General features: G+C 45.7%; 19 protein-coding genes. 4 read left to right on the top strand and 15 right to left on the bottom strand.

Features of this window, described 5'->3' with window-relative positions; translation table 11 throughout:
- Positions 1-153 precede the first annotated feature (153 nt).
- Genes RS891_RS16220 through RS891_RS16195 form a run of 6 tightly spaced genes read right to left on the bottom strand, consistent with a single transcriptional unit; the run spans position 154 to position 10,386 of the window.
- Positions 154-432, bottom strand: coding sequence for a hypothetical protein (locus RS891_RS16220; RefSeq protein WP_315792293.1), 279 nt, complete (start codon positions 430-432; stop codon positions 154-156).
- The gene (locus RS891_RS16215; protein WP_315792292.1) at positions 419-2,149 is read right to left on the bottom strand and encodes a hypothetical protein; all 1,731 of its coding nucleotides are present in this window, start codon (positions 2,147-2,149) and stop codon (positions 419-421) included. The genes RS891_RS16220 and RS891_RS16215 overlap by 14 nt, the downstream gene beginning before the upstream one ends.
- 4 nt (positions 2,150-2,153) lie before the next feature.
- Positions 2,154-5,669, bottom strand: coding sequence for a DUF4132 domain-containing protein (locus RS891_RS16210; RefSeq protein ID WP_315792290.1), 3,516 nt, complete (start codon positions 5,667-5,669; stop codon positions 2,154-2,156).
- Positions 5,670-5,720: 51 nt separating this feature from the next.
- Positions 5,721-6,872: a VWA domain-containing protein gene (locus RS891_RS16205; RefSeq protein WP_397386951.1), complete on the bottom strand. Its 1,152-nt coding sequence runs from the start codon at positions 6,870-6,872 to the stop codon at positions 5,721-5,723.
- A gap of 23 nt (positions 6,873-6,895) precedes the next feature.
- Positions 6,896-9,298, bottom strand: a complete 2,403-nt coding sequence (locus RS891_RS16200) for a DUF5682 family protein (protein WP_315792286.1) — start codon at positions 9,296-9,298, stop codon at positions 6,896-6,898.
- Complete coding sequence (locus tag RS891_RS16195) at positions 9,286-10,386, bottom strand: ATP-binding protein (protein ID WP_113054622.1); 1,101 nt, start codon at positions 10,384-10,386, stop codon at positions 9,286-9,288. The genes RS891_RS16200 and RS891_RS16195 overlap by 13 nt, the downstream gene beginning before the upstream one ends.
- Before the next feature lie 567 nt (positions 10,387-10,953).
- Here RS891_RS16195 and RS891_RS16190 point away from each other — a divergent pair.
- The 4 genes from RS891_RS16190 (at position 10,954) to RS891_RS16175 (ending at position 14,413) form a co-directional block, all read left to right on the top strand.
- A complete protein-coding gene (locus RS891_RS16190) occupies positions 10,954-12,144 on the top strand; it encodes a cytochrome P450 family protein (protein ID WP_315792283.1) in 1,191 nt (396 codons plus the stop codon).
- A gap of 39 nt (positions 12,145-12,183) precedes the next feature.
- Positions 12,184-12,528, top strand: a complete 345-nt coding sequence (locus RS891_RS16185; RefSeq protein WP_113054624.1) for a ribosomal L7/L12 family protein — start codon at positions 12,184-12,186, stop codon at positions 12,526-12,528.
- A 172-nt stretch (positions 12,529-12,700) separates the two neighbouring features.
- Positions 12,701-12,985 (top strand): ArsR/SmtB family transcription factor, encoded by a 285-nt coding sequence (locus tag RS891_RS16180; protein ID WP_181586670.1) that lies wholly within the window; start codon positions 12,701-12,703, stop codon positions 12,983-12,985.
- A gap of 246 nt (positions 12,986-13,231) precedes the next feature.
- Entirely contained in the window at positions 13,232-14,413 is a 1,182-nt protein-coding gene (locus tag RS891_RS16175; RefSeq protein WP_113054625.1) for an MFS transporter, read from the top strand.
- A gap of 96 nt (positions 14,414-14,509) precedes the next feature.
- On the opposite strand, the gene RS891_RS16170 is transcribed toward RS891_RS16175, so the two are convergent.
- The 9 genes from RS891_RS16170 to RS891_RS16130 form a co-directional block, all read right to left on the bottom strand.
- Positions 14,510-15,265 (bottom strand): SDR family NAD(P)-dependent oxidoreductase, encoded by a 756-nt coding sequence (locus tag RS891_RS16170; protein WP_113054626.1) that lies wholly within the window; start codon positions 15,263-15,265, stop codon positions 14,510-14,512.
- A gap of 338 nt (positions 15,266-15,603) precedes the next feature.
- The gene (gene poxB, locus RS891_RS16165) at positions 15,604-17,331 is read right to left on the bottom strand and encodes a ubiquinone-dependent pyruvate dehydrogenase (protein WP_315792278.1); all 1,728 of its coding nucleotides are present in this window, start codon (positions 17,329-17,331) and stop codon (positions 15,604-15,606) included.
- 224 nt (positions 17,332-17,555) lie between these two features.
- The gene (locus tag RS891_RS16160; RefSeq protein WP_315792276.1) at positions 17,556-18,317 is read right to left on the bottom strand and encodes an SDR family NAD(P)-dependent oxidoreductase; all 762 of its coding nucleotides are present in this window, start codon (positions 18,315-18,317) and stop codon (positions 17,556-17,558) included.
- Positions 18,318-18,474: 157 nt separating this feature from the next.
- Positions 18,475-18,780, bottom strand: a complete 306-nt coding sequence (locus RS891_RS16155; RefSeq protein ID WP_315792274.1) for a Dabb family protein — start codon at positions 18,778-18,780, stop codon at positions 18,475-18,477.
- A gap of 214 nt (positions 18,781-18,994) precedes the next feature.
- The gene (locus RS891_RS16150) at positions 18,995-19,243 is read right to left on the bottom strand and encodes a type B 50S ribosomal protein L31 (RefSeq protein WP_062319704.1); all 249 of its coding nucleotides are present in this window, start codon (positions 19,241-19,243) and stop codon (positions 18,995-18,997) included.
- Between the two features lie 144 nt (positions 19,244-19,387).
- Positions 19,388-19,654, bottom strand: a complete 267-nt coding sequence (locus RS891_RS16145) for an HPr family phosphocarrier protein (RefSeq protein WP_315792269.1) — start codon at positions 19,652-19,654, stop codon at positions 19,388-19,390.
- Between the two features lie 168 nt (positions 19,655-19,822).
- Positions 19,823-20,890, bottom strand: a complete 1,068-nt coding sequence (locus RS891_RS16140; protein WP_113054630.1) for an NAD(P)-dependent alcohol dehydrogenase — start codon at positions 20,888-20,890, stop codon at positions 19,823-19,825.
- A gap of 79 nt (positions 20,891-20,969) precedes the next feature.
- Complete coding sequence (locus tag RS891_RS16135) at positions 20,970-23,120, bottom strand: alpha-glucuronidase family glycosyl hydrolase (protein WP_315792266.1); 2,151 nt, start codon at positions 23,118-23,120, stop codon at positions 20,970-20,972.
- Positions 23,117-25,348: a glycoside hydrolase family 52 protein gene (locus RS891_RS16130; RefSeq protein WP_315792264.1), complete on the bottom strand. Its 2,232-nt coding sequence runs from the start codon at positions 25,346-25,348 to the stop codon at positions 23,117-23,119. Before RS891_RS16130 ends, RS891_RS16135 begins: the two co-directional genes overlap by 4 nt.
- Between the last annotated feature and the right edge of the window lie 100 nt (positions 25,349-25,448).

Here is a 25,448-nt window from a genome sequence, read left to right as displayed (position 1 = left end):
CCTAATGGTATGGGTATGCATCATAAGCGGGGATATGACATCTGAGCGAATATAACCGTTAACTTTGGAGGATTTAAAAACCTAATTTACTTAAATGAAATAAAAAGAATTGCAGAGGCTCACGCTTCTGCAATTCTTTATGTGTCAATCAGTTCAGGATGATTCCTGAGTGCTGAGCTGTACATACTGTGTGAGGCGGCAATAATGAAGCAACATATGCTCCTCATTACCGCTCCCCAGAGCAGTTTTTCGGCCCTCTTCGATCATGAGTTCCAGTATTTCACGAAGGAAAGTCATTTGGAACCTCGAGGTCTCCACGATTAGCTGTTCCAATACTTCAATATCTTTCAGTGTGAATTGGGATAACCCGCGAAGCAACAGCTCTTCTGACCAGCTGCTGATCTTCTGCATCAACTGACTATAGTCTTCCAATTCTCCCCGTCCTTCCATAACCCGTATCCAGTTTCAGACTGATCACTGTTGGACCCTTCAGAAAGCTGATCGGGTATATCCGTTGTTGCTCTATACGTACAAAAGCATAAAATTGTTCGAGTGTTCTTGGTCCATAACCTGACCCCAACCTTTTGATCATGGTCTCCCATTCCGTTGAATAAGGAAGAGTCAGATCCAACGTCTCCCCTTGGTCACTCTCCATGGTTAGAATAAGGTCCTGAGATTGCTTATCGAAGCGATGCTCTACAACCCGGGCAACCTTAATCATTGCCAGTCGCTCTTGCGGAACGGAAAATAACTCAAATGGGCGTGAATCCTCAGCAAGTACGGAAGCTACATCTTGCATGTACTTGCCCAGATTTACCTCTTCAACTCCTGTTCGGGGCAGCACCGTAAGTCTTGCACCTTCCCCGGAGGAGAGTCTATGCTCTTCATTTACTTTGACCGAGCGAAACTGCATCTCTTCCCCGGCAAATTGACGAAAAGTCAGATTGGGCAGCCACGGAGTGAAGGAACCATAATGCTCTGTATATGAGAATTGATTATCTTCATAGTATACCGCCCGCACATCGCTGTACGTATAGATCTCCGCATCATCAAAGCAATAAAAGTAATAAGTGATTCCACGGTAACCAGAGCGTGTCTGCCATGCATCAGCACCCAGTCCATACAGATGCAGCTCTGGAACCGTATAGTATTTACTTCGGAAACTGCCTATGAGCTGACTTTGTTTGAACGCAGATACCTTCTCTTGTTCAAGCACCTGTAATGCAAGATACAACTTGCTTACCCGATCAAGCATCGATTGCATGGAGAACCGCACGTGTCGGTTAAAAAACAGTAGCAGTTCCCCTTGAATCCCGCGTAAACTCCGCTCAATTTCAGGAAGATGACCACTATGGGCCGTAATGGCCAGTGTCTCCAATTGAGTCATATACGATTGCGGTAGACGAGCAAGTCCCGTCTTTAACAGACCTGCCAGCATGGAACGACATTCCCGTACCGTTTGAAGTGAAAACGTGGTATCATGGACTCTTCCACTTATGGCTTCCGTATCATCCAAACCTTGTTGCATACGATATCGCAATAATGCTTCAAGCTTGGCCATATTGCCGGCAGTTTGTTTTATTTTGCACAGTGCCTTAGCGAGACTAGCTTCCTCTGTATACGAAACCTCAATTTCTTGTTTCACCAGTCGCACCGTTAGAAGAGAATCTTCCAATACTTCAATCTGCTCGGGATATCTTAATCGGAACAGAACCTCCTCAATCAAGGAAGAACTAAACGATTTAATTAAAGGAGCAAGATCCGATTCAATCATCCAGCGGAAGCGGGACTCCGTTACCAGAACAGACTCAGGCTCCAACTCTGCTGATGACGCTGCTTCACCCTGATTTAATGTATCCTCTGTCTGATGTTCCCGTTGATAATACAAAATTGAAATCAGTATATGTTTGCAAATGTTGTCTGAAGGACAGGAGCACTGCCAATGATCCAGTGTATTTTCAAGTGTACAATGTGTACCATCACTCAACTGACAACTCACAGAGGCATCATTCCAGGTGTATTGCACAGTCACGCCATTATCCAACTCTTTCAGAGACCGTTTGTACAATCCCTTGTTAGCGTATCGAATCAAATAATCCTCCGTACACAACTCCAAAAATATCCGATATTTCTGTTCAAATCCACTCACGTGATCAACGTCCTGACGCTCTTAAAATATCATAGATCGTCTCACTGAACACACGACCTGCAATTTCACCCAAAGCAATGGACTTGTTATCGCTATAATAATAGTGTTTCTGACTGCCGGGTTTGAAGAAGTGCAGAGATTCAAGCGTGATATCTTCCAATCCTTCATAATATGAAATGCTGGTACCACTGAAGCGCAGTTCTGCGACAAGATCTCCATACTCTTTGTAAAATTCATGATACCAGCCGCCGTCTTGTGCTGGACCTTTGATCCATCCGTATTTCTCCAGTGCTTTGGGGAATGCGGTGGGAGAGAAATCAGACTCCGGCAAGCGGTCATATTCAACCTTGTTTTTGTCTTCATCCTCAGGCACATGAATTTGACGATTCAGTTGCTCAAACGGCTGCTTGATCTCATAATCCTCCAACTGCGTTTTCCATCCTTCGAGCGTAGATTGGTCAAGTTCGAGTGGATGAATCAATCCCACTAGAGATCCCGAAGGCAGCTCGTATTCATCCTCATCGACGGTATTAAACGTGCCATCCTCCATATAACGGAACGTGGTGACCAACTGACCATCTTCATATGTGCCCCATATCAGACCTACAGCAAATTTCTGCATGATTACATTCTGTACAAACAATGCTGTCCACTCATCAGCAGACCACAGCCGTTGTTTAGACAAAGATTCTTCCAGACGTTGTGCCTGGATGTTAACCATTGTTTTGAGATCCTTCTTCAATTGTGTGAAACGCGCCTTAGAATGTGCTGCAAGTTCAGCATCATCTTTCTGTGCAGGAGCAGGTAGACTCTTCACAGATTTACCCGTTTCTTCATTTACAACAACCACCTGCAGATCTCCATTCACTTTTATCAGGAATGAACGCTCCCCGTAGCTCAGCTGCATCGTTCCATTCTGATCAAAACCAAGTGTGGTGACGAGTCGATCTTCCAACTGTTCCGAGGTGAGTCCCAAATTTTCTGCAGCCAGCTGCAATGCTTCTTCAGCCGCACCCTTAACCTGTCGGTTCTTCACACTGCGTTTGATCTTGTCAATCGCCATGAGAGCGGATGGTTCCTTAAGATAGGCCAGTACTTTTACAGCATCAGCCGCAATGGCCCCTCGGCTGTTTTCTGTCCATTCCTTAATTTGGGGAGCCAATGTATTCACAATTTGAATATCGCCAAAGAGTGCCGAGAGGTACATTACCCACTTCTCCTTCGCAGAAGCACCGTCCTGAATCCACAACTGTAGCAGCTCGCTAGCAAACCTTGCGAGCGACTCCTCGCTTGCATACTCACGTAGTTCATTCAGTCTTTCGTTTGGAGCAGATGTATGATCTATTGATTGCACCAAGATATACTGCTTGATTCGATCATCTAATGGTTGATTGTCCTCTGAACGTATCAGAGAAGGAAGATCGTTCAAAGACAACCAGCTTAGTCTGGTCAGCTTTTTGGCATCTGCCTGATCTGCAAGTGCCGCATGAGCATACTCTGGGCTTTGATCCGTGGTATCCAGCAGAATTTGAATCAGGTTCTTCCATTCGGCAGACTTCTCACCCTCCAGAAGCCCAAGGTATATATCCTTGCTATTATCCAAACTGCGGATGGCGCTCAGAGCCATTTCTTTCACACCCGTTTTTTTCTCCGAACGATATATTGTCGTGTATAAGTCCTGGTCAGGAATCCGATTGAATTCAGATAACGCCACGCCATTTGCCTTTTTGGATGAATCCTGCAATCCGGCACGAATCGCTTCAGCTACTTGTTTTGTTGATAGCTCGTGACGTTGTTCAAAGGTGATTTCCAAAATGATGATGCGCGTGTCCGTGGGTAGTTTCTTGTACTGTCCCAGAGCAAAGTCCAGATTTTGCTGAATGATCCGGCGATATTCATCCTGAGGCATCGATTTGTACTTGTAATCGGTCATACCGTTGAGAGAAATCAGACTGGACAGCAATTTCTCTTGTTTTACCTCTGGATCTTGGCCGTAAAGTTCCAACAGCTTCTCACCGCTAAATGCGTAAGACTGATACATATCAGAAACGATATCCAGAGTCCACTCGGGATACGTAGTCAGAATCACGAACCGACGCATCGCCTCCGAATCCAAAGGCAGGAAGCTAATGCTGATCAAGTTATGAACGCGCTTTTTGTCACGATTCAGGTTATTAAACAGCCCACGACTATTCGGATCTTCCCAGTATTCTTCAAGGGAGCTTTCACCGTGCAAATATCGTGCAATCGCAAGCCCCTGTCTCCCTCCATCTAATGGATGTCGAAGCGCACTGAACACGGCTTGTTCAACCGTTTCATCCACATCTGGCACTTCGATTCCATGGTCCTCCAGCATTTTTTGAATACACAATTTGAGGAACGGGGGTTTTAAAATGTGGTATGCACGAATCGCTTGCTGCGGCTCATTCACAATCGCAGATTGCAGAAATTGCCAGGGTATGGTGTACGATTCGAGTTCATTACGCAACATTTCGATGAGTTGATATGGCTCGTCTAGAGGCAACAGCCCTGACAGCAATTCATTAGCATTTTTTGTTCTTGGATCCATGCTTAACAAGTAGCGACGGACTTCAAGTGGATAGATCTCATGTAATTGGTTTATGGCTTCGAGCAAAATAAGACCGGTCTCACTTTGGTCTTCAAGGAAACGTTGTTTGCCGCCACTGATGTTAACCAAATACAACAATGCATTGCTCAAAAGGATCATCGTTTTGTCGAACTCACTGTAAGACAGCTGCTCCTTTTTGGAGAGAGAAGAACTCAAATAGTTCTCAGCTATAACCTGATTATGCTTCTCCCGGAGGAATTCATCATTCAATTCATATGCAGATCTGTTATGTTTCGTTTGAAAATTGCAAACCACCAGTGGCTCAATCAATGCATGCAATTCGTTCCGCAGCTTACTTGTATCATGGGTCATCACATGTTGAAACAATGTTGGCAGAGATTGAGTGAACTGTTGCACCTGGGCAAAATGAGAAGGGCTATCATTGAGATCTGAATAGAGTCGCAGGAGTATCATTCCATTGATTACATCCTTGAAATTCCCCTTCAGTCTGCTCTTCAATTCATCCAGAATTTCCTTCTCTCCAGCATAGCGATTGATTTTCTCCAAACGGGACAGCAACCCGCCCATCCGATCATTGGTTTTGCTCTTTCCACTCAGTCCATAAGCTTCGGAGTCGTTCCCAAGGCAGAGTGTAAAACCATCGGTTCTCCATGAATTTCTTCTGGAATAATTGGATTCCATATGAATTACAATGGCTCCAGCTCGAAAAAAGATATCTCCGTCATCTTTTTTGGCAATTTTCATGAGTACGTCTATCGTCTGGTAGGCATAATGACTGGAACCTCCCATCATATCCGGAAACTTGTCCGTCGTTCCCATCACAAAATCAATGATTTCCAAACTCCGATCCGTTTTCAACGAATATTCATTGGAACACACCTCTGCAAACTTCTCCACCAAAGCTTCTACTGCGCGGTCTGCGGTTAACATTACACATTCCTCCTTGAATATGAGTGTATAAATCATCTTGTATATAACCAATTAAGTAATAATTTCGCCAATCCAGTCCGCCAACTCATTGGGTGTAATCGCAGCAACATGTGCACCCATATTGGATAACGTCTGCGCAGCATGTTTGTTGTACACGGTATCTCCGTTAAAATCGAGTGCAGTCAACACAAGCAATTTGCAGCCCGTATCCAGAATATCCTTACATGCCTTATACATGTGCTGGATCGGATAACCCTCCTCCAAATCGCTAGCGAGAATGTATATTGTTTTACCAGGATTTTCGATTAACGTCTCACCATAACGGAGTGCCTTGGTAATATGTGTTCCCCCGCCAAGCTGCACATTCATGAGCACATCTACCGGATCTTCCAGCCTGTCACTCAAATCGACGACCTGTGTGTCAAAAATGAACAATTTCGTTCGTAGTGCATTTAGGCGATAGAAAATGCTTGCCATCACCGAACTGTATATCACTGAATCTAACATGCTTCCGCTCTCATCCACACCAATGATGATGTCCCACTTGTTGTGAGACTGGATATTCCCGTCAAAATATAGACGATCAATTACAAATCTTCGATTGTTTTTGTCATAGTTCTTCAAGTTCTTGGTAATCGTCTGCTTGAAATTCAAATTGCGTAAGGAACGCACCGAACTGGATGCATAACGGCTGCGTTTCCCCATAATGCTCGCTTTGGTCTGAGATTCGAGTTTGCGTCGCAGCTCTTCAACCACGACTCGTACGATTTCCTTGGCGCTCTTTAATACGTCGCCTTTCATTCGTCCTTTAAATTGCATGATGTTCTTGAGTAGGTTCATATTGGGTTCGAGGGATTCCAGCAGCTTTTTGTCCGTTAACAATTCGGTTAGACCATAACGGTCAAGCGCCTGTTTCTCCAGAATTTCTACCGTTGATTTCGGGAACAGTTCCCTGACCTTATGCAACCATTTGGGAACGGTTAGATCCGAGGTGCCCCTACCTCCCCCTTTTCTGTAACCCTGCTCTTCACCGTATTCGCGATTATACAGATATCCCAGAATCTCATCGACTTCGGTATATTTAAAATCATCAGGGGAGTAATCTTCTGCATTGGACAGTCCTTCTTCGGCGGATTCACCTAGAATAAGGCGCCAACGGTTTAAGGTTTCCACCCGATTCAGCTCAGCATTGTCTTTCACCATTTCCTTGGTTTTATCCAGCTCATTCAGATCAGTTTCCATGCATCAAACTCCTTCCGAAGGGCTTCATCCCATGTTTTCGTCTGGATCAGCAATCGCTCGTCAACGGAAGGCCATGACATCTCTTCGTTCTCTACCTGATGCAAGCTCGCAACCCGATCCGCAATCAGGCCTGTCTCCATGGGGGTAAAGTAAGTAAACGCCAAGCGAAGCTCAGGGATCATGCGAATAAACTCTTCATAATCAAGTTGCTTGATCATATAGTTCAATTCTGATAAAAGCTGATCTTCATACAGAAAAGCGTCCCGTGCTACAGAGAAAACACCCTGTAGATAAAGTGCAGTCTGGCGAGTCTGTTCTTGCGATCCCCGGATATATGCACGTGCCCGATCCACGATCTCATCTCTAGGCCTGTCCCCAAATCCTGAAGATATGGCAATACACACCCCCTCCAGCTGTGCCGGAAGCTGGCTGTCTGACAGAAGTTCATCCAGGTGTGCCCTGAATGGTTCATCCCGGAAATGCTCTTCGGACGATTCCGCCAGCATGGCAAGCAGCTTTAGTCCCTGGACAATCGCTTCATGTTCATCCGGATTCGTTCTTGAGAGCAGTATCAGTTTGTCAACGGCATTGTTATAAGCTTCGGATACGAGATTAAGGAGCTGCTGTTCCTCAGACAACCCAAGAAGTCTGCGATGCTGCTGAATTCGATTCAAAATATGCAGACTTCCGCACAACGACAAGAAATTTCCATCCTTTCGGAGTGCTGACTTCACTTGTTCATACAGCTTCATGGCGGTATCCTGCAGGCCCATGAGCAGAGCCTGAAGCATGGATTTGGCGAGGTCACCACTGTGATGATCCGGTATTCCCTGCATTTCCTCTTCCATCTTGCGCGTACAGGCTTCCCGAATTGTGCCTCCATAGAGAGAATTCTCGATTAATCGAGCCTCAATTCTGGAGGAATAGGTATATACCCACGTCTCCCGAACAAGGTTCATGTCACGCTGAGCAATCCAATCCGGGCCTGATTGTCGCTTCGCGAAATCCGGAACGAGATAGACCATACATTGAAACAATTGACTTTGCCGACGATGATCTGGTTTGGCATATAAATCAAGTATCTTCTTATGTTGGCCTGTAGTACGAATTAGAAGTTTTGATTCTCCACAACGTTCTTTGAAATCCTCAACGATCGGAATACTGAATGGGTTGGGAGCCACTTTTCCGATGACATCCCCGGTTAGCAAGCTGTGCAGTTCTTGCAGAGGTTTGTCTGAAGCTAACGTAAGTTCACCCTTAACAAAGGAAGAAAGGGTTGCATCCATCAGCTCATAGACTCCGCCTTCCCTTTTCCCTCTCAGTCCTGCGAGTCCTTGAACCATGCTGTAAGCCTCAATAGCGTCGCTGGTTGATACATGTTCATGCCCTTCCCTCAGCTTGCGGGTTAGTCGTGATAACAAGTCCAAAGCGGTCAAATTATACACGGAGTTCTTATGCCGAAGCAGCTGGGTCCAGATCTGTTCGTAATAATTCACATAAGGCATACCGCTTGAATACCCATTCAGCCGATCTGCTTCGGCAAACGTGTAGACCATGGGATACATCTGCTGATGCACCGAATTCTGAGCCTTCACATGCTCTTGCATCGTCATCTCTTCTGAATCCGTCACATGATTCTCGGGCATCACCAGTCCATACGTATGAAATCCGCCAGTGATGACAAGCACACGTTCATGATCCTGCCCAGCTTGTTTAATACGCCTTCTCATATGAGCTTCTCTTGCCAAATCACCTGTACTGTGCAAGCGTGCCGAAGAATAACACATCCGAGATAAGGTGCAGTACGTAAATACATCCTGTACAAATGCCTGTGTTGACTTCTCCAGACCACCAATCTCAAATACGTTCTCCCACAACTCATCGAAACTTCGACAGTTTGTTTTCTGACATAAACGGTGGATAAACTCAGACCCTGCAAGCAATGTCTCGTCTTGAATGGATATCTCACGCTGTTCTGCCTTGTTGGGCTTGGAGAAATGATGATAATCCAGGTCGATAAAAGTCGCAGGGATGCTCAGCCGAGCTGCTTCTTTCAGCGCTACATATTCAGGAGAGTAACGAAGCATCGGATAATAACAGGCTGCTCTCTCACCTTCATTCTCATAGGTGTAGTAAAGACTGACAGGAGGTATCGTCGCCTCATCAGCCAGAACTTGAAGTAAGGGATTGCCGCTCTCAGGGCCTTCGATTAGAATGATGTCCGGCTTGTATTCTTCAATCAATCGCAGCAAATGATAGGAACAGGCCGGGCTATGATGGCGTATGGGAAAATAAAGCGTTCCGTTGTTCAGGTTATACACTTGGAACTCAAATAGCGTCTGTAACCGGGCAACATCCAAATCCGCTTTTCCTGTTAACCGATCCATTTCTTTTCCTCATAGTAATCCTTCCAAATCCCTTCTTCTCTCGAACGCTCCTTTACGACCTTAGAGAAGTAGGTTTTGAGAATGGACAGATCCTTGTCGCTTTCTTTCGCTATCGTCCCCAACATGTTTTGTACCAGCCGATCCAATGCAATCCCCTTGTCTTCGTAATAATAGGAAGTCATTGCACTCTGTACATATACAGATACGGCTTCAGCCGTACTCATGGACGCTTGGGGCGTATCGAGCTTGTAACCTTCCCGCGTCATTCCTGTGCGAAGCTCCATAAAAGTCGTGGCCAGTAATTCAACCACATCCGTATTAATCTCGGTGTCTATTCCGCTATGTAATAATAGGCTTCGTGCCTGGGATTCAATAATTTTGGCTTCCATTTTCACACTGCTAATCGGTTTGATCGTCTCAAAATTGAAACGGCGCTTCAGTGCACCACTCATTTCATTGACACCTTTATCGCGAATGTTCGCCGTAGCAATCACGTTAAACCCTGGTTTGGCAAACAGCACACCGCCGTCCAGTTCAGGAATACTCATTACCTTGTCACTGAGAATACTGATCAGGCTATCTTGCGCTTCAGCAGGACAACGCGTAATTTCCTCAAAACGCGTAAGAATCCCCTTCTTCATTCCGTTGTACAACGGTGAGGGCACAAGCGCCGCTTCGGATGGACCCTTATCCAGCAACATGGCATAATTCCAGGAATATTTGATCATGTCTTCAGTTGTACCTGCCGTACCCTGAATTGTGTTCAAACTGGTTCCAGAAATGGCCGCGGTCAGCAATTCGCTGAGCATAGTCTTGGCAGTTCCGGGTTCTCCAACGAGCATCAATCCCCGATTTCCTGCCAAGGTTACCACGGCTCGTTCAATGAGAACATCGTTGCCATAAAATTTCCGTGTAATTGTGATCTCTTCTCCGTCCAATATGGCAGGTTTATCCCTGCCAATAATAAAATCTCTGACATAGGCTGGGGACAGCAGCCAGTTTGGAGGACGTTTTCCCGTATCTTCTTCTCGCAGTGCCCTTAATTCTGTCTCATATAGTGTCTCGGCGGGCGGCTTAAGCATTTCCATCGTCAAGGTTTCTCCTCTCGCATAAACAGATCGTATGTTCTTATTACATTTTATCTTATCACAGCAGCCTTTGAACGAACGTAGAAAACGACAAAAATGGTTGAAACGTCCTTCTTATCAGCATTCTTCATAAGTCCGTGGACATGGTGCATAGCACAATTGTGAATTACTTATATCGTTACATCATGGCGGTTGCATTCAAAACTAATTTGATTCCGTGTTGTTGTTGTAGAAAACTTCAATTTATAGGTCATACGTCCCTATAGTTCATTAAACACCACGTAATATGGTTCAAGCAGATTAAGTCTAATCTCACAAAAAAACACAGCAGTAGTCTGTGTCTTTACTTCATTTCTATTGATTTTATTCCTTATTCCGAGTGCTATTCCCTCTAAAATATGTAAGCTTTCCATACCATATTGCTTAGTCAAAAACAAGGTTTCAATTGCTCCAATATTGAATATATAGATGGTGCAGGCTTTTCGTATGAAGCCACCGAAATTAACATATGATCCCTTAGATAAGATGCGTAACAATACGAGCTTTTGATGAGAGGAGATTAACCATTTGAGTACTAATGAAACTTCACAGTCTGAGTTATTCACCCGTGAATTTACACAGAATCCTTACCCCGTATACGAAAAGCTGAGACAAAATGATCCTATTCACAGAGTCCTTTTCCCTCATGGTGATTTCGGTTGGATTATTAGCCGCTATGAGGATGCAGTGGAAGTATTGAAAGACAACCGTTTCAGCAAGGATGTAGTCAAACGTTATGGACCCGATCAACAAAACATATTCGTGCATAACATGCTTTTTTCCGATCCACCTGATCATCGCCGGTTACGTGGACTCGTACAGAAGGCTTTTACTCCCAGATTGATTGAGGGCATGAGAAGCCATATTCAAGATATTGCTGACGATCTCCTGGATAATCTCAATTCCCAGGACAAGATGAATCTGATTGATGAGTTTGCATTTCCATTACCGATCATTGTCATCAGCGAGATCCTGGGTGTACCTCTTGAAGATCAGGACAAATTCCGTTTATGGTCCAATTCCATTATCGATGCGACAAGTGCGGAGCATTCCGAAGTGTTTGAGAAGCATGCCCAGGAGTTCATTGATTACCTGAATAATTGGTTTGCCAAAGTACGTGAGCAGCCGGGTGACGATCTGATCAGTCAGCTCGTTGTGGCAGAAGAATCAGGAGAACAACTCACAGAAAAGGAACTGCTTGGTGTTGTCGCTCTGCTGATCATTGCCGGACATGAAACCACTGTTAACCTAATTGGTAATGGTGTACTTGCGCTATTGGAGCATCCGGAGCAACGCGACCTGCTGATCAAGCAACCTGAGTTAATCCATAATGCTGTTGAAGAAATGCTTCGTTATAACGGCCCGGTTGAATTCAGCACGTCTCGCTGGGCGTCCGAGGACATAGAGTTTCATGGACATCACATCGCTGAAGGTGAACTTGTTATCGTAGCACTGGATTCAGCCAATCGGGATGAAGAGAAGTTCAAGGATGCGGATGTTTTTGACATCACTCGTGAGAAGAGCCCACATTTGGCTTTTGGCAAAGGCATTCATCTCTGTCTGGGAGCCCCTCTCGCGCGACTTGAAGGCGAGATTGCGATTAACACACTGCTTCGCCGCTTTCCCGATATGCAGCTTCAGACGGATGTTAATGAACTTGAATGGAGACCCGGAATGATTGTTCGAGGCGTTAAGGAGATCCCGGTACAGCTTAAATAGTTATGTATTTGAAGGAAGGAAAGCGAGGCACCTGACTGCATGGGAATTAACACCATTGTTCTAGTCGTTTTTTTATTTCTTATTCTCATCTTATTAGTTCGCGTCATTAGCTTACAGACACAGTTGAATGAATTGAAAAGGGATGTTGAACGTCTGGAGAATAGTTCAGGCCTTAACACACACTCCCCTCTCAGTTATAACAATTCTGCAGTGAATATATCTCCACTTCCACCGGCAAAGGCTGGGCTGACTGAACTTGATAAAGAATTGCAGGCACTTGCACAACAGGGCAAAAAAATAATAGCAATCAAAAAGGCTCGTGAAGCCAGAAACCTGTCTCTTAAAGAAGCCAAAGATTACGTTGAGTCTCTTGAACGCCTGTAATTAATGAGTTTAGATGGACTTCCCAACTCCCTGCAAAGGTTTTGCTTTCAGTTGTTTCATAGTTTGACTGGAAACAACGATCTTCGTGGGGAGTTTACTTTTTTCTAAAGACATGATAAAGTTATTTCAATATTTATAGAAATAAGAAATAAAGACGAAAGGACCGATTTTGATGCAATCCAAGTCGATTGAAACTGAACAGGCCGTCAAAATTCATAAAGCTCTGGGTGAACAAACGAGATATAAAATCATTCAGATCCTTTCGGGTGAAAGCAACCTGTGCCCAGCTGATTTGGAGAATCGGCTTGTGACCGTAGCACTCTCCACTTTATCTCATCACCTGAAACAACTTTCCGATTGTGGTTTGTTGACCTCACAAAAGAAAGGTACGTATATTTACTACAGTCTGAATACGGACACGGTACAGAGATTCGCTCCTTATCTGTTGGAGAAGTGAAATTTTTGTTTTATATTTCTATAATACTAGAAATATAAAATCAATGATTAGTAATGCTACCTAGTCCGCTGAGCCTTATCATAGTCGTATAAAATACCCTTTTGCTATAACACGCGGTACATTTGATAAATTAAGTACTCCCTTTGCCTCATTGGTAGATTAGTTTTATCTTAATCCTGTTCTCTCGTCTTTATTTCTATATTTCTAAAAATATAATAATTACAATCAGAAAGAGGTTATATACTCATGTCTAACACATGGAAAATCTATGTCCTGGCCTTGGTCAGCTTTCTTGTAGGGACCTCCGAATATGTCATTGCGGGCATTCTGGATCGGATCTCGGACACCATGAATATATCGTTGATTGCTGCGGGACAGCTGATCACAATCTTTTCACTCGTTTATGCACTCGGTACGCCCATCATCATTGCCTTAACATCCCGCATGGACCGAAGAAAGCTGCTGCTATACTTTCTGGGACTTTTTGTTGCAGGTAACGTTTTGGCCTACCTGTTACCTGGATATGGACTCTTTATCGCCGCACGTGTCCTCATGGCGCTGGGAGCCGGAGTTGTTGTTGTAACTGCCTTGACAGTCGCTTCCAAAATAGCGCCCGCAGGCAAACAAGCCAGCTCAATCGCAACGGTCATTACAGGGTTTACCGCATCTCTGATCGTGGGAGTTCCACTGGGAAGAATGGTCGCTGCAGCTTGGGATTGGAAACTGATTTTTGCAGGTATCGCGATTTTGGGCGTGATTGCCATGATTGTTATTGCATCTACGATTCCCCCATCTGAAGGTGAAGCACCCGTTCCTTTGAGAAAACAATTAGCGCTCCTCAAACAACCTCGTATTGGATTTGCGCTGCTTGTCAGCTTTTTCTGGTTAGGAGGCTATTCTATTGCGTATACCTACATTTCACCCTACTTGGTATCTGTTGCAGGCATGAGCGAAACGTTGTTAAGTTCCGCTTTGCTGGCTTTTGGGATCGCAAGTCTGATTGGTTCCAAATCGGGAGGGTACAGCGCAGATCGTATGGGGGTAAAGAGAACACTCATCCTGGGAATGGCCTTGCATGTCATAAGTCTGCTGATGCTGAACATCACGGCTCATTCAGGTATGGCCATCTTCATTGTGTTAATTCTATGGTCCTTCTCCGCCTGGTCTTCCGGCCCAACACAGCAATATAATCTGGTTACAATGGCTCCAGAATCGTCCGGGATTATGTTAAGTCTGAACAGTTCCGTTATGCAGCTGGCCATGGCTGCGGGTGCTGGTATTGGGGGAATCGCCGTCAGCGCAGTTTCATTGTCATCTATCACCTGGATAGGAGCTGCAGGGGTGGTCATTGCAATGATCATCATCATACTTGCCTATCGTCCGGCAGTTACCACAACAGCTCAGACCGAATCTTCCAATGTGGCATAATGGAGCGTAAGCTCAAGAATAAAATGAAACCACGCAAAAAGAGAGGCACTGTAACATTACAGTCGCCTCTCTTTCTTATTACGTTTGATGAATGCCTTATTGTGCAGTTACAGCACCATCAATGGGATATACAGCACCATTAATATAAGGAGCTTCGTCTCCCAGCAGGAAGGATACCAGATTGGCAATCTCTTCAGGCTTACCGAGACGACCGGACGGAATGCTATCAAGGGTTGCTTTGAATACTTCAGGATTATCCTTACCAAACTGAACCACCATTGGAGTTTCAATCGTACCTGGGGCAATAGCATTCACACGAATGTTTTCTTTGCCATACTCAATGGCCGCAGTACGTGTTAGTCCAACTACGCCATGCTTTGTCGCTGCATAAGGTGCAACTGCTTGAACACCCACAATTCCTGCTGTAGATGCCGTATTGACGATGGAACCACCGCCAGTTTTGAGCATTTCGGTAATCACATACTTCAATCCGTAAAATACACTTCTCAGGTTAATATCAATGATTTGGTCAAACTGCTCGATAGTATGCTCAATTAGTTTGACACCAGGACCAGCGATCCCGGCATTATTGAAGAACATGTCGATTCGACCGAATTCCTCGATCGTTTTGTTAACATAATTCTCTACTTCGTTCGCCTTGCTTACGTCTGTTTGTACAAAAATGGCTTTACCGCCCAGCTTCTCAATCTGTTTTACAGTTTCCTGACCAGTCTCTGCCACCAGATCAACGACCACAATAAATGCGCCCTTCTCTGCCAGCTTCAGTGCAGTCGCTTGGCCCAATCCACTTCCTGCTCCAGTGATAATTGCTACTTTTCCTTTGTGACTCATTTTGATCTCCTCCATGTGTGTTCGTCATCTGTCATCGGATCGATTAATTCGATATGAAGCGGTATTGCGTTGGAATGCAACATATGTAGGGTAAAAAGCCTTGAATCCTGCCTGACTTTACCTATTTTAAAGGAGTTTCAATTTAAAAACAAACCATATAATATGAATACATACTATATAATTCATCACATTCCACACATCTCAAGAAGGAGAACTCCTTAATAAAAGCGTGTAACATTCCCCTTCTTTTTAGTGAGATGTAAAGTATATTTTCATGCATTTACTTTGTCGGAACGACGGTGGAACATGTTGCGATATTGCTAAGGAAAACCTAATACTTATCTTAGAAAATTCGTTTTGGCCAGCTCGATCAGCTCATCGCCACGCCCATTCAGCACCGCCTTCATCATCCATAAGGTGAAGCCTTCGGCCTGTTTTATATTAATCTTCGGAGGCAGGGACAGTTCCTGACGGTTCACCACAACATCAATCAGAACAGGGCCATCATGCTGCAATGCACGCTCTACAGCCCCTTCCAGATCAGCTGGATCTTCAACCCGTATCCCTTCCAGGCCCATCGCTTGAGCTACCATAGCAAAGTTGGGGTTTACGAGATCGGTACCGGATTCAAGCAATCCGGCAGCTTTCATCTCCAGTTCAACAAAACTGAGTGCACCGTTGTTAAACACGACAACTTTTATTGGGAGATTATGCTGTTTAAGCGTCAGAAGATCACCCATCAGCATGGCAATGCCACCATCACCAGATAATGAAATCACTTGTCTTCCCGGATCAGACACTTGCGCTCCAATCGCCTGTGGAAGAGCATTTGCCATGGTGCCATGACTGAATGAACCTAACAAACGGCGATTGCGGCTCATTTCAATATAGCGAGCTGCCCATACCGTAGGTGTACCTACATCGCAGGTGAAGATTGCATTTTCTGCTGCAGCATTGCTGATGACCTTGGTTAAATACTGAGGATGAATTGGCGTTTTTCCGGGTTTACCTACGGCAAGCTCATCCAATTCCTTACGAACTTTCTCGTAACGTTCCACACTTTTATGCAAATGTTTGTCGCTATGCTCTTCCGTGAGATAAGGTAATAATGTTTCAATGGTAGCTTTCACATCTCCGCACACTCCATAATCGAGCTTTGTACGGCGACCAAGGTGTGAAGACTGAATATCTACTTGAAGTACAACCGCATCTTCCGGGAAGAATTGTCGGTACGGAAAATCTGTTCCCAACATCAGGAGCACATCACAGTCCATCATGGCATGATAACCGGAGGAATACCCGATTAATCCCGTGAGTCCCACCGAATACGGGTTATCATATTCCAGATATTCCTTGCCTCGCAAAGCAATGACCATAGGGGATTTTAAGCGATCACAGAGCTGCATCAGAGGTTCACGCGCACCGGCGCAGCCTGCACCACACAGCAACGTAATTTTTTTTCCTTGATTCAGGAATTCCGCCAGTTTCCGCAGTTCAGGTTCGGAAGGGTGTACGACAGGATGTGTGGCATGATACACATGCTCCGGCACAGGCAAATCAGCCGCTTCCAAAGCCGCTACATCACCAGGCAATATAATGACGGAAACGCCTGAACGTGAGACTGCAGTCTGAAGCGCCATCGTAAAGGAACGCGGCATCTGTTTGGCCGTTGTAATGACTTCGCAATAATGACTGCATTCCTGAAACAAATACTCTGGATGAGTCGCCTGAAAATATTCACTCCCGATCTCATCACTTGGAATATGAGCAGCTATGGCAAGTACCGGAACACGGTTCCGATGACAGTCATACAGACCGTTAATCAAATGCATGTTTCCCGGTCCGCTGCTGCCCGCACATACGGCAATACTTCCGCTCACTTGGGCATCTGCCCCAGCTGCAAAAGCAGCCACTTCCTCATGGCGGACATGAATCCATTCAATTTTACCCGAACGACGGATGGAATCGAGTACCGCATTCAAGGAGTCTCCAACGATACCATAGATGCGTTTGACGCCTGCGTTCAATAGTGCTTCGACCAGAACGTCTGCAATTGTTTTTTTCATGACAGGTCGGTCTCCTTTATTCGCTTATTTTGAGTTATGTTTCCACCGCGTTAAACTACCTATTCTTTTACCCCAATCTTTTGAAATTAGAAACAAATTCATATGTATTTATGGATATATATAAAAATCCGCTTGTCATGGACTGACAAACGGATCATGCGCTACTATGGTTTAAAATGCGTACATTGCATATTTAGTAATTCATTCACATCACCAAAGCCAAATTAAATGGCGGGCATCACATTGCCACCACTGACCGGGATATAAGCTCCTGTAATAAAAGAGGACAGGTCGGATGCCAGAAATGCTACGGCATTGGCAATTTCCTGATCTTCCCCCCTACGTTTCAGCGGTACAGTTTGAATATAGCCCTCATCATGCCCCGACTCGTTGTTGCGGTCGCGTTCACTGATCGTCCATCCAGGCGCAACCTGGTTGACCGTAATTTGATACTCGCCTACCTCTTTCGCCAGTACACGGTACAAACCATCCATTCCGCGTTTTCCCGCTGTATATGCAGACTGGGTAGCAAAATTCTGCATCGCACATTCCGTATTGATACCAATGAATCGACCAGCTCTCGCTTCTTTCATATAAGGAATGAATGCTTTGGCAAGATACACACTCTGCATCACACAAGATTCGAACTGACTTATATAATCATCCGGTGATTGTTCCAGCACCGTTGTCCAGGCATATTGTATAACTGCATTGGCAACCACGATATCCACATCGCCAAGGCTGGACTGGATTTCATCCCGCAACCGAAATGCCGTATCCTGCTTCGTGATGTCGCCCTGAACAATGAGGGTTCTCCGACCGATGGCTTCAATCTCAGCCTGAAGCTCTTTAGCCTTCGTTTCATTATTTATGTAATGCAGCGCGAGATCAGCACCACAATCTGCCAACGTACGTGCAATGACCCTTCCCAATTGACCAGTTGCGCCTGTTACCAGTGCTGTCTTACCTGTAAGATCCAATTTCATAGGGACAGTCCCCTCCTTTAAGCCACATGTGTAATCACGAAATTTAGCGATGAAGAAAGAAGGATTTCAAATGATTTCAATCTCATTAATTAAACTGGAAAACGCTTTCGGATTTCAGTGGAATTCTATGATCGGTTCAATGAGATTTATCACTTCTTTACTCTCCGTGCTGAATGAGATCGATTTCCTGGAAGCGACTAACTTCCTTTTCCCAACGTTCTTCTACATATTGGCGGTGAACCGGATGATCATTGTATGCATCATACGCTGCCTGATTGGCGAATACCATTGAAAAACTATAGTCAAATTCATTTTTTCCGCTCACCTGACGCAGGATCTGGAATTGCTCAACACCGGGAATATTCGCCAGTGCATCCGCGCTCTCTTTTAAAAATGCCTCTGCCTCGGGTGTATCTTTACCTGCGTAAAGTGTAAACGTTACCATATGATTGATGCTGCTCATCTCTATTTCCTCCTCCAATATGTCTGACTCTGTTTTCTAGTGTACATCCGAAAGTGTTGTAAGCGCAATAATTGGTTGAATTAATTTTAGAGGAAATGAATATGTACGGGTGTTAGAATTACTTTTAACTCTGAACTACGTGAGTTTCCTATCGGCATGCATGCAAAAAAACCTCAGGATTAATCCCGAGGTTTTCTTGTAATGGTTGGACAACCTATTTGATGTTGTATTTACGGTTAAATTTATCAACACGACCACCGATGTCCACGTTTCTTTGTTTACCAGTGAAGAATGGGTGGGATGCGGAGCTAGTGTCCACACGGATTACTGGGTAAGTGTTACCATCTTCCCATTCCATTGTTTCGTTCGAGAATTTAGTCGAAGAACTCAGGAATTTGTAATCAGCACTTGCATCGAAGAAAATTACTGTTTGTGTCTTTGGATGGATATCAGCTTTTGGCATAATCTATTTACACTCCTTTAATATGGGTACTTCTTAGAATAGAACTAAATTTTATTATACTCTTTTTTTGGACGAAGTACCAGTCGGAATTGAAGAAACGATAAATATTTTACAATTCACTGTGATTTGCACAGGTTTCAGAGTTCAAGTTAATCCTTTCTCCAGCACATTTAGCAAATATTCCAATGCTTCAAGTTCATCTCTTCCCCGTGTCTGCAATCTCACCACACTGCCATGTCGAATGGGAAGTAGCGCCATCCCGAGCAGGCTTTTGACATCTACACGATGCTCATGATTCGCATCCATAAATGACAATGAGATATCCGAGGCAAAACGCGACGCTTGAGAAGATACAGACATCAGATCATCCCGGTGGAAATCAGAGTGAATCATAAATTCATGTGTTCTCACAACCTTCAGTTCCTTTCGCTAGATGCTATTTAACCAATTTGGTGTGTATAATTTTATATATTAAAATCTTCAAGCATTATACCACGTTATGGAAGCTTGTTTAATCCTTTTATGGCGAAAAATACAAAAAAAGAAACCCTAAACATCAGGGCTTCTTTGAAAATAAATTCATTTGCCGTTCGGATACACCATTACTTTGAGACTGCCACTCTTGTTGTGCAATGCCCGTTCCATGGCCTGTTGTGTCTCCTCAAGCGAATAACGGTCAGTAATCAGTGACATTACATCATGCTGGCCTGAGCTTAGAAATTCAATTCCCGCCGGATACGTATTGGCGTAACGGAAGATTCCGTATATATCCACCTCGTTGTCCGCGATAAAAGGAACATTCAGGGCAATTTCATCCTGTGCAGGCAGTCCTACAATAGCAAGCTTGCCACCTCGCCGGAGCGAATATAATGCCGACTGAAGCGCCTTTGGATTCCCCGCAGTTTCCCAAGCTGTATCTACACCGACGCCGTTCGTTAACTCACGGATTACCGCCTGTGCATCCTCGTTCCGTACATTAATGGTATGGGTGGCGCCCATACGACGAGCAGCCTCCAACCGTACTTCCTCCAGATCTGTCACGATGATGCGTTCTACGCCAAACGATTTTGCAGCTGCAACAGCCATCAGTCCAACAGGTCCCATGCCCATAATAGCAAGTGTGGTGCCAGGAGCCAGTTTACTACGTCTTGCAGCATGAATGCCAACCGAGAAAGGTTCGTTCATGGCTGCCTCTTCAAAAGACAGATGATCCGGGATCGGGAAAACCATATCCTCCCGAATGGTCATGTACTGTACAAATGCCCCATCCACCGGAGGCGTCGCCAGAAATTGCACATCGGGACACAGATTATAACGACCTTCTTTGCATGCCGTGCATCGTCCGCAGGTTACCCCAGGCTCAATAGCTACCCGATCTCCTTCTTTCAGCCGTGATACTTTCGAGCCTACGCCCGCTACGATACCTGCACATTCATGTCCAAGTATAATCGGTTTCTCCACTACAAATCGGCCAATTCTGCCATGTTCAAAATAATGCACATCCGATCCGCAGACGCCAACGGCCATCACTTGAATGAGCACTTCGTCTTCAGCAGGCTGTGGTACAGCCTGTTCCTCAATGATGATGTGCCCTGGCTCTGTCATGACAGCAGCCTTCATGGTCTCGGGTAATTGATGATGTCCCATATGTTCCCTCCATCTCGTGTATACCAACGTTGTTCTTTCCTCCGAAGAAGATCCGAAGATTCTAGTTTTCGTATCCAGATTAATATATCGTTCTTCCTTGTTTATCGGCAATACCACTTTTGCGATAGAAGTACGTATTGATCATGTCTCGCCATTCTTTGGCGTGTTCCGCCTGCCCTACCTGTAACGCAGACACCTTATCAAATACAGTCGGATCAATCTTGCCTTCCAGCTGTCTCCAGGTCTGTGCTAATGCTTCCGCCTGCTCTGCTCCATCAAAATGTGTATCATAAATGTGCTGAATGACCGTTTTGCCAGAATGCAGAACATGCGTATACGGGACATGGTGGAAAAATAACAGCAGCTCGTCCGGACAGGAGTCTACGGATTCATATCTTTCGGCATTTTCGTGGTGGTATTGCGATGTATATCCCGTTCCACTGCCCACTGTCCGGTCCACACCAATGCCATCACAATCGGCAAAATGATACGTCCCCCACTTGGAATATTCATAGCCATCCACATTAGGCCCATAATGGTGCTCCGGATTAACCATCCAGCCTACACCGAGTGGTGCCGTATAACTTTCATAGATATCCAATGAATTCAAAAGCATGCCAGAGATGAGACGAACGACCTCTTCGTCATGTCCGAATGTAAGTCTGACCCACTCCCCCGCGATCTCTTCGGATGACAGTTCCGGATTCCAGGCAAGTCTCCCATATCCATATAGATTTGCCTGAGCGAGCGGATGTCCTGTCCAGCAAGCATCTGCACCAATATTGGATACTGCGGCAAAGCCGCTGTAGGGTCTGTTATACAGAGAACCGTCAGCAATGCGTTTGATCTCAGAACCCGGTCCCTTGGAGAACGTATCAAAATCCAATACTTCTTTCCACTGTGGAATCAGATAACACAGATGCCGCTGCTGGCCAGTATACTCCTGCGTAATCTGGAATTCCAATACCTGATTTGTGTTCTCCATTGCACCGAACAGCGGTGATACGGCCTCGCGAACCTGAAAGTCCATCGGCCCATTTTTGATCTGCAAAATGACGTTATCCGCAAATCGGCCATCCAGTGGTTTGAAGTGGTCATATGCCGCCCGTGCGCGATCCGTGGAGCGGTCACGCCAGTCTTGTTTGCAGTTATAGACGAAGCAGCGCCAAATCACCAGTCCACCAAACGGGCGAAGTGCCTCGGCTAGCATGTTCGCTCCATCTGCATGATCACGTTTATATGTGAAGGGTCCAGGCCGATTTTCAGAATCTGCTTTGATCAGATAGCCGCCAAAATCCGGAATTGCCGCATATACCTTGGCTGTCTGAATGTTCCACCATTCACGGACCTGCTCATCCAACGGATCTGCCGTAAGCAAGCCACCAATCTCTATCGGACTAGCGTAGTTGGCGCTAAGGAACAATCGGATGCCGTACGCTCTGAATTGGGCAGCAACCTTCGCAACATCACCCAGGAAACGTTCCGTTAGGAATAGGCTCTCACGCTGATGCACATTTACGTTATTGATTGAAATGGCGTTAATGCCTGTAGAAGCGAGCAACCTGGCATAATCACGGATACGCCCGAGATCACGAGTGAATTCTCCATTGTCATAGAAAATCGATTTTCCAGCATAACCACGCTCAATGCTGCCGTCTACATTATCCCACTGATTGATCATGCGTAATGCATTAGCAGGCTGCTCGGAAATGTAACTTAATCTTCCCGCAGCAGGATGTACATCGTTTGAATTTTCTTGCTCCAGAACAAGCTCCCTTAACAGATGAAAAGTACCATAAAGAACACCTTGAGGAGTTTCAGAACCAATATACAGACTGCCCCGTTCCTTATCTTGGCGGATAATATAACCTTCTCCTTGCACGGTAGAGCGTTCCGTGTCGCTGAAGGCCTTAGCTACGGCTTCAGAGCCCGTCCATGTGCCAAGCCAGATCCCTTGTGCCTCCTGGTGTGCTGAATCCGACTTACTTACTTGACTGGCCGTTTCCTGACTAACTTTCGGTTTGGTGCCAAACAGCTTATCCAATCCCTGAATCAGCTCGGCTGTTGCTGTTGATATGATTTCGTGATTTTCCGTCACAGACACGTTATGACTCCAGACAGGGGCAGCCTTTTTGGCGGCTCCATTCACTACAGATTGACTTTGAAGATATCCAAGCCACGCATCATATTGCGGGCCGGAAATATTGGATTGAACGGTTGTATTGCTCATTGTACAGCCTCCTTGCTGGCATAGATCTGCTCCAGACGATTACCTTTGCCTTCGAGCAGCCATAGAATAGATGTTACTCCGCGCGGGTAATACTTGCTTCCGACCGCCACACCTGCCAGGATCTGATCACTCCAGCACCAGTAGGACTCCTCTGAATGCAGCAGCCAGTTTACATGGGCAGCATCAGATGCCTTCCCTGTTTCATCCCATTCCACGTCCAGCAGTTCTCGTGCGATGAACTGGGACAGATATATTTTGCTGAGCCATGAATTATTGCTCGTAGATGACAGCTTCCAGCCTCCATCTTCAAACAGGCATGTACCAGGGACAAGAACCGTTTTAAAGTGGGTTCGGAGCGCTTGCAGGTAAGGACCGAAACGGCCATTTACATCCAGCGCGCCTTCACAGCCAGTAAAGTATGGGAACACCAAGCCTTCAATGGCCGGAATGATACGGGAATCATTATTTTCGGCGATCACTGCCGGAATGTAGCCACCATCGGTTAACTGGGCTGCAATACTGGCTGCACAGTTATCCGCCTGACGTCCTGCATGATGAGACAGTTCAGCCAGCTTCTCTGTAGCGAACAACTTCTCCAGTGCAACGTAGACGGCCCAGCATTTGCCTGCCAGATAGATATTGTTGCGGGACTGACCAAGCGACACATCCAGGCTGTCGTAAGTGGTAATCTCGGCTCCGCCCTTGGTACGACTGCTATCCAGCCCCATCAGGCCGTTGCGTTGCTGTTCGTCGGGATGATCCCGGTTTAACATGCTTTCGAAGCAATCCCGTATGACGGGCAGCATCTCTTTAACAAATTCCCGATCCTGCGTCTGCTCAATATATACAGTTGCACAGCAGAGCCAGTTGACCAGCTCCTCGTGACTCATTTGCGAGAAGCAGTCATCGATGCCCACCAGTTCATAGGCCGAGTGTCCCGGACGTGAAAATACATTGGCTACGCCGATATCATGTGTGAACGTAATGCCACCCGGATATTCCTTCTCTTCGCCCGGGAATCGCACTTGATCCGTATAACTGTAGCGTTTCACAAACCACTCCAGCTCGTTACGCACTGTCCATGGATTCAAAGCAAGTTCAAAATACAACTGATCTGCGGTCAGATCGAGTGTGTTCATCATCCGGTATTCACCTTCATTTACGATCCAGAACGGCTCTCCATCCGCATCGAGCAGTTGTGTACTTGCATAATAGCTGTGAATGGAATGGGCAAGCATAAATGACTGATCTTCACTCAAAGCAGCTACACCGAGACGTTGCTCAACTTCCTTACAGGAAGCAGTCAGCTCATTGAAGCGGTTAAGCGCATATTTCCCGGCTTCCAGGATATCTGCAAAATAACGGGTATACCAATACGTCGTGTCTATACCCGAAGTAACGATTCCACCGCGATAAAAACAGACGGCAAATTGGTACGTACGCTTCTCTCCGGCGGGAACGTCCATCAACAAGGCAGCTGTTTCACCCAGTCCGAACGCGAGATTCTCACGGTGCTTCTCCTGCAATATCTTCTCCAATGTAAATCCGCGTGCAGGCCATAGTCCCTCATCGGCAGATAAAATGGCGGTTACGCGACCTTGTCCAACTCCGGTTAATGACCCACCCTCAGGCCCTCCGATGATACGCATGGCTGCGTAGGGATCATTACCCTGGTAGCCAAAATAGGCTTTACGCGGCTGCTGTCCTTGCGTGTTATCAATCGTCATCTCCACCAGCACCGCAGGCACAAGCGCATCCATTAATGCTTCACGATCGCCACTTAGCGGTTCGGGTACAGGACGCACAGGTGAGTAAATACGGAAAGTCAGATCACCCGCCGTCCACGTATCTGTTCCCGAAGTAAACTCGCGCGTAATCTCTTCATCGCGGAACGCTGAAATTAGCGGGCGTGTTCCCTGTGCTGCCCCTACCGCTAGCGTGTTCAATCCACTTTCTGTCGAGGCCGAAGGCACCTGATCTGAATCCGAATTGTCGACTTTTTCTACATCATATCGAACGCTTGCATCTTCAACGGCTTCGAAAAATGGTAAAGCTTCGTAGTTGTCACTGTCGCGAGATTGTAAACCGATATATATATTCTGATCTGCTGGCTTGCCAAGCTCCAGGCCTAATCCGCCTTTGGCTCCTTTGTATCCAAGCGTAAAGCTGGCAAAAGCCCCGATCGGTGAATGATGGGCATTATAAAAGATGGATTTGGATGTGCTCATGAACGATGACCCCTCTCAAAATGGTTTGCATACGTTTTCATTAGCCCCATCCTACCACGGGCATTCCACCATAGACCATGGTCAAATCAATCGGATGTTT

Source organism: Paenibacillus sp. BIC5C1 (assembly GCF_032399705.1).
Taxonomy (GTDB): domain Bacteria; phylum Bacillota; class Bacilli; order Paenibacillales; family Paenibacillaceae; genus Paenibacillus; species Paenibacillus taichungensis_A.
This window is presented reverse-complemented; position numbering and strand designations above follow the sequence as displayed.

Bases quoted from the DNA above. Each gene is read 5' to 3' on its own strand.
- RS891_RS16200 (WP_315792286.1), bottom strand. From the start codon at position 9,298: ATGGATCGGTTAACAGGAAAAGCGGATTTGGATGTTGCCCGGTTACAG.
- RS891_RS16140 (WP_113054630.1), bottom strand. From the start codon at position 20,890: ATGGGACATCATCAATTACCCGAGACCATGAAGGCTGCTGTCATGACA.
- RS891_RS16150 (WP_062319704.1), bottom strand. From the start codon at position 19,243: ATGCCAAAAGCTGATATCCATCCAAAGACACAAACAGTAATTTTCTTC.
- RS891_RS16135 (WP_315792266.1), bottom strand. From the start codon at position 23,120: ATGAGCAATACAACCGTTCAATCCAATATTTCCGGCCCGCAATATGAT.
- RS891_RS16130 (WP_315792264.1), bottom strand. From the start codon at position 25,348: ATGAGCACATCCAAATCCATCTTTTATAATGCCCATCATTCACCGATC.
- RS891_RS16210 (WP_315792290.1), bottom strand. From the start codon at position 5,669: ATGTTAACCGCAGACCGCGCAGTAGAAGCTTTGGTGGAGAAGTTTGCA.
- RS891_RS16170 (WP_113054626.1), bottom strand. From the start codon at position 15,265: ATGAGTCACAAAGGAAAAGTAGCAATTATCACTGGAGCAGGAAGTGGA.
- RS891_RS16185 (WP_113054624.1), top strand. From the start codon at position 12,184: ATGGGAATTAACACCATTGTTCTAGTCGTTTTTTTATTTCTTATTCTC.
- RS891_RS16155 (WP_315792274.1), bottom strand. From the start codon at position 18,780: ATGAGCAGCATCAATCATATGGTAACGTTTACACTTTACGCAGGTAAA.
- RS891_RS16175 (WP_113054625.1), top strand. From the start codon at position 13,232: ATGTCTAACACATGGAAAATCTATGTCCTGGCCTTGGTCAGCTTTCTT.
- RS891_RS16180 (WP_181586670.1), top strand. From the start codon at position 12,701: ATGCAATCCAAGTCGATTGAAACTGAACAGGCCGTCAAAATTCATAAA.
- poxB (WP_315792278.1), bottom strand. From the start codon at position 17,331: ATGAAAAAAACAATTGCAGACGTTCTGGTCGAAGCACTATTGAACGCA.
- RS891_RS16160 (WP_315792276.1), bottom strand. From the start codon at position 18,317: ATGAAATTGGATCTTACAGGTAAGACAGCACTGGTAACAGGCGCAACT.
- RS891_RS16195 (WP_113054622.1), bottom strand. From the start codon at position 10,386: ATGGAAATGCTTAAGCCGCCCGCCGAGACACTATATGAGACAGAATTA.
- RS891_RS16205 (WP_397386951.1), bottom strand. From the start codon at position 6,872: ATGGTGAAAGACAATGCTGAGCTGAATCGGGTGGAAACCTTAAACCGT.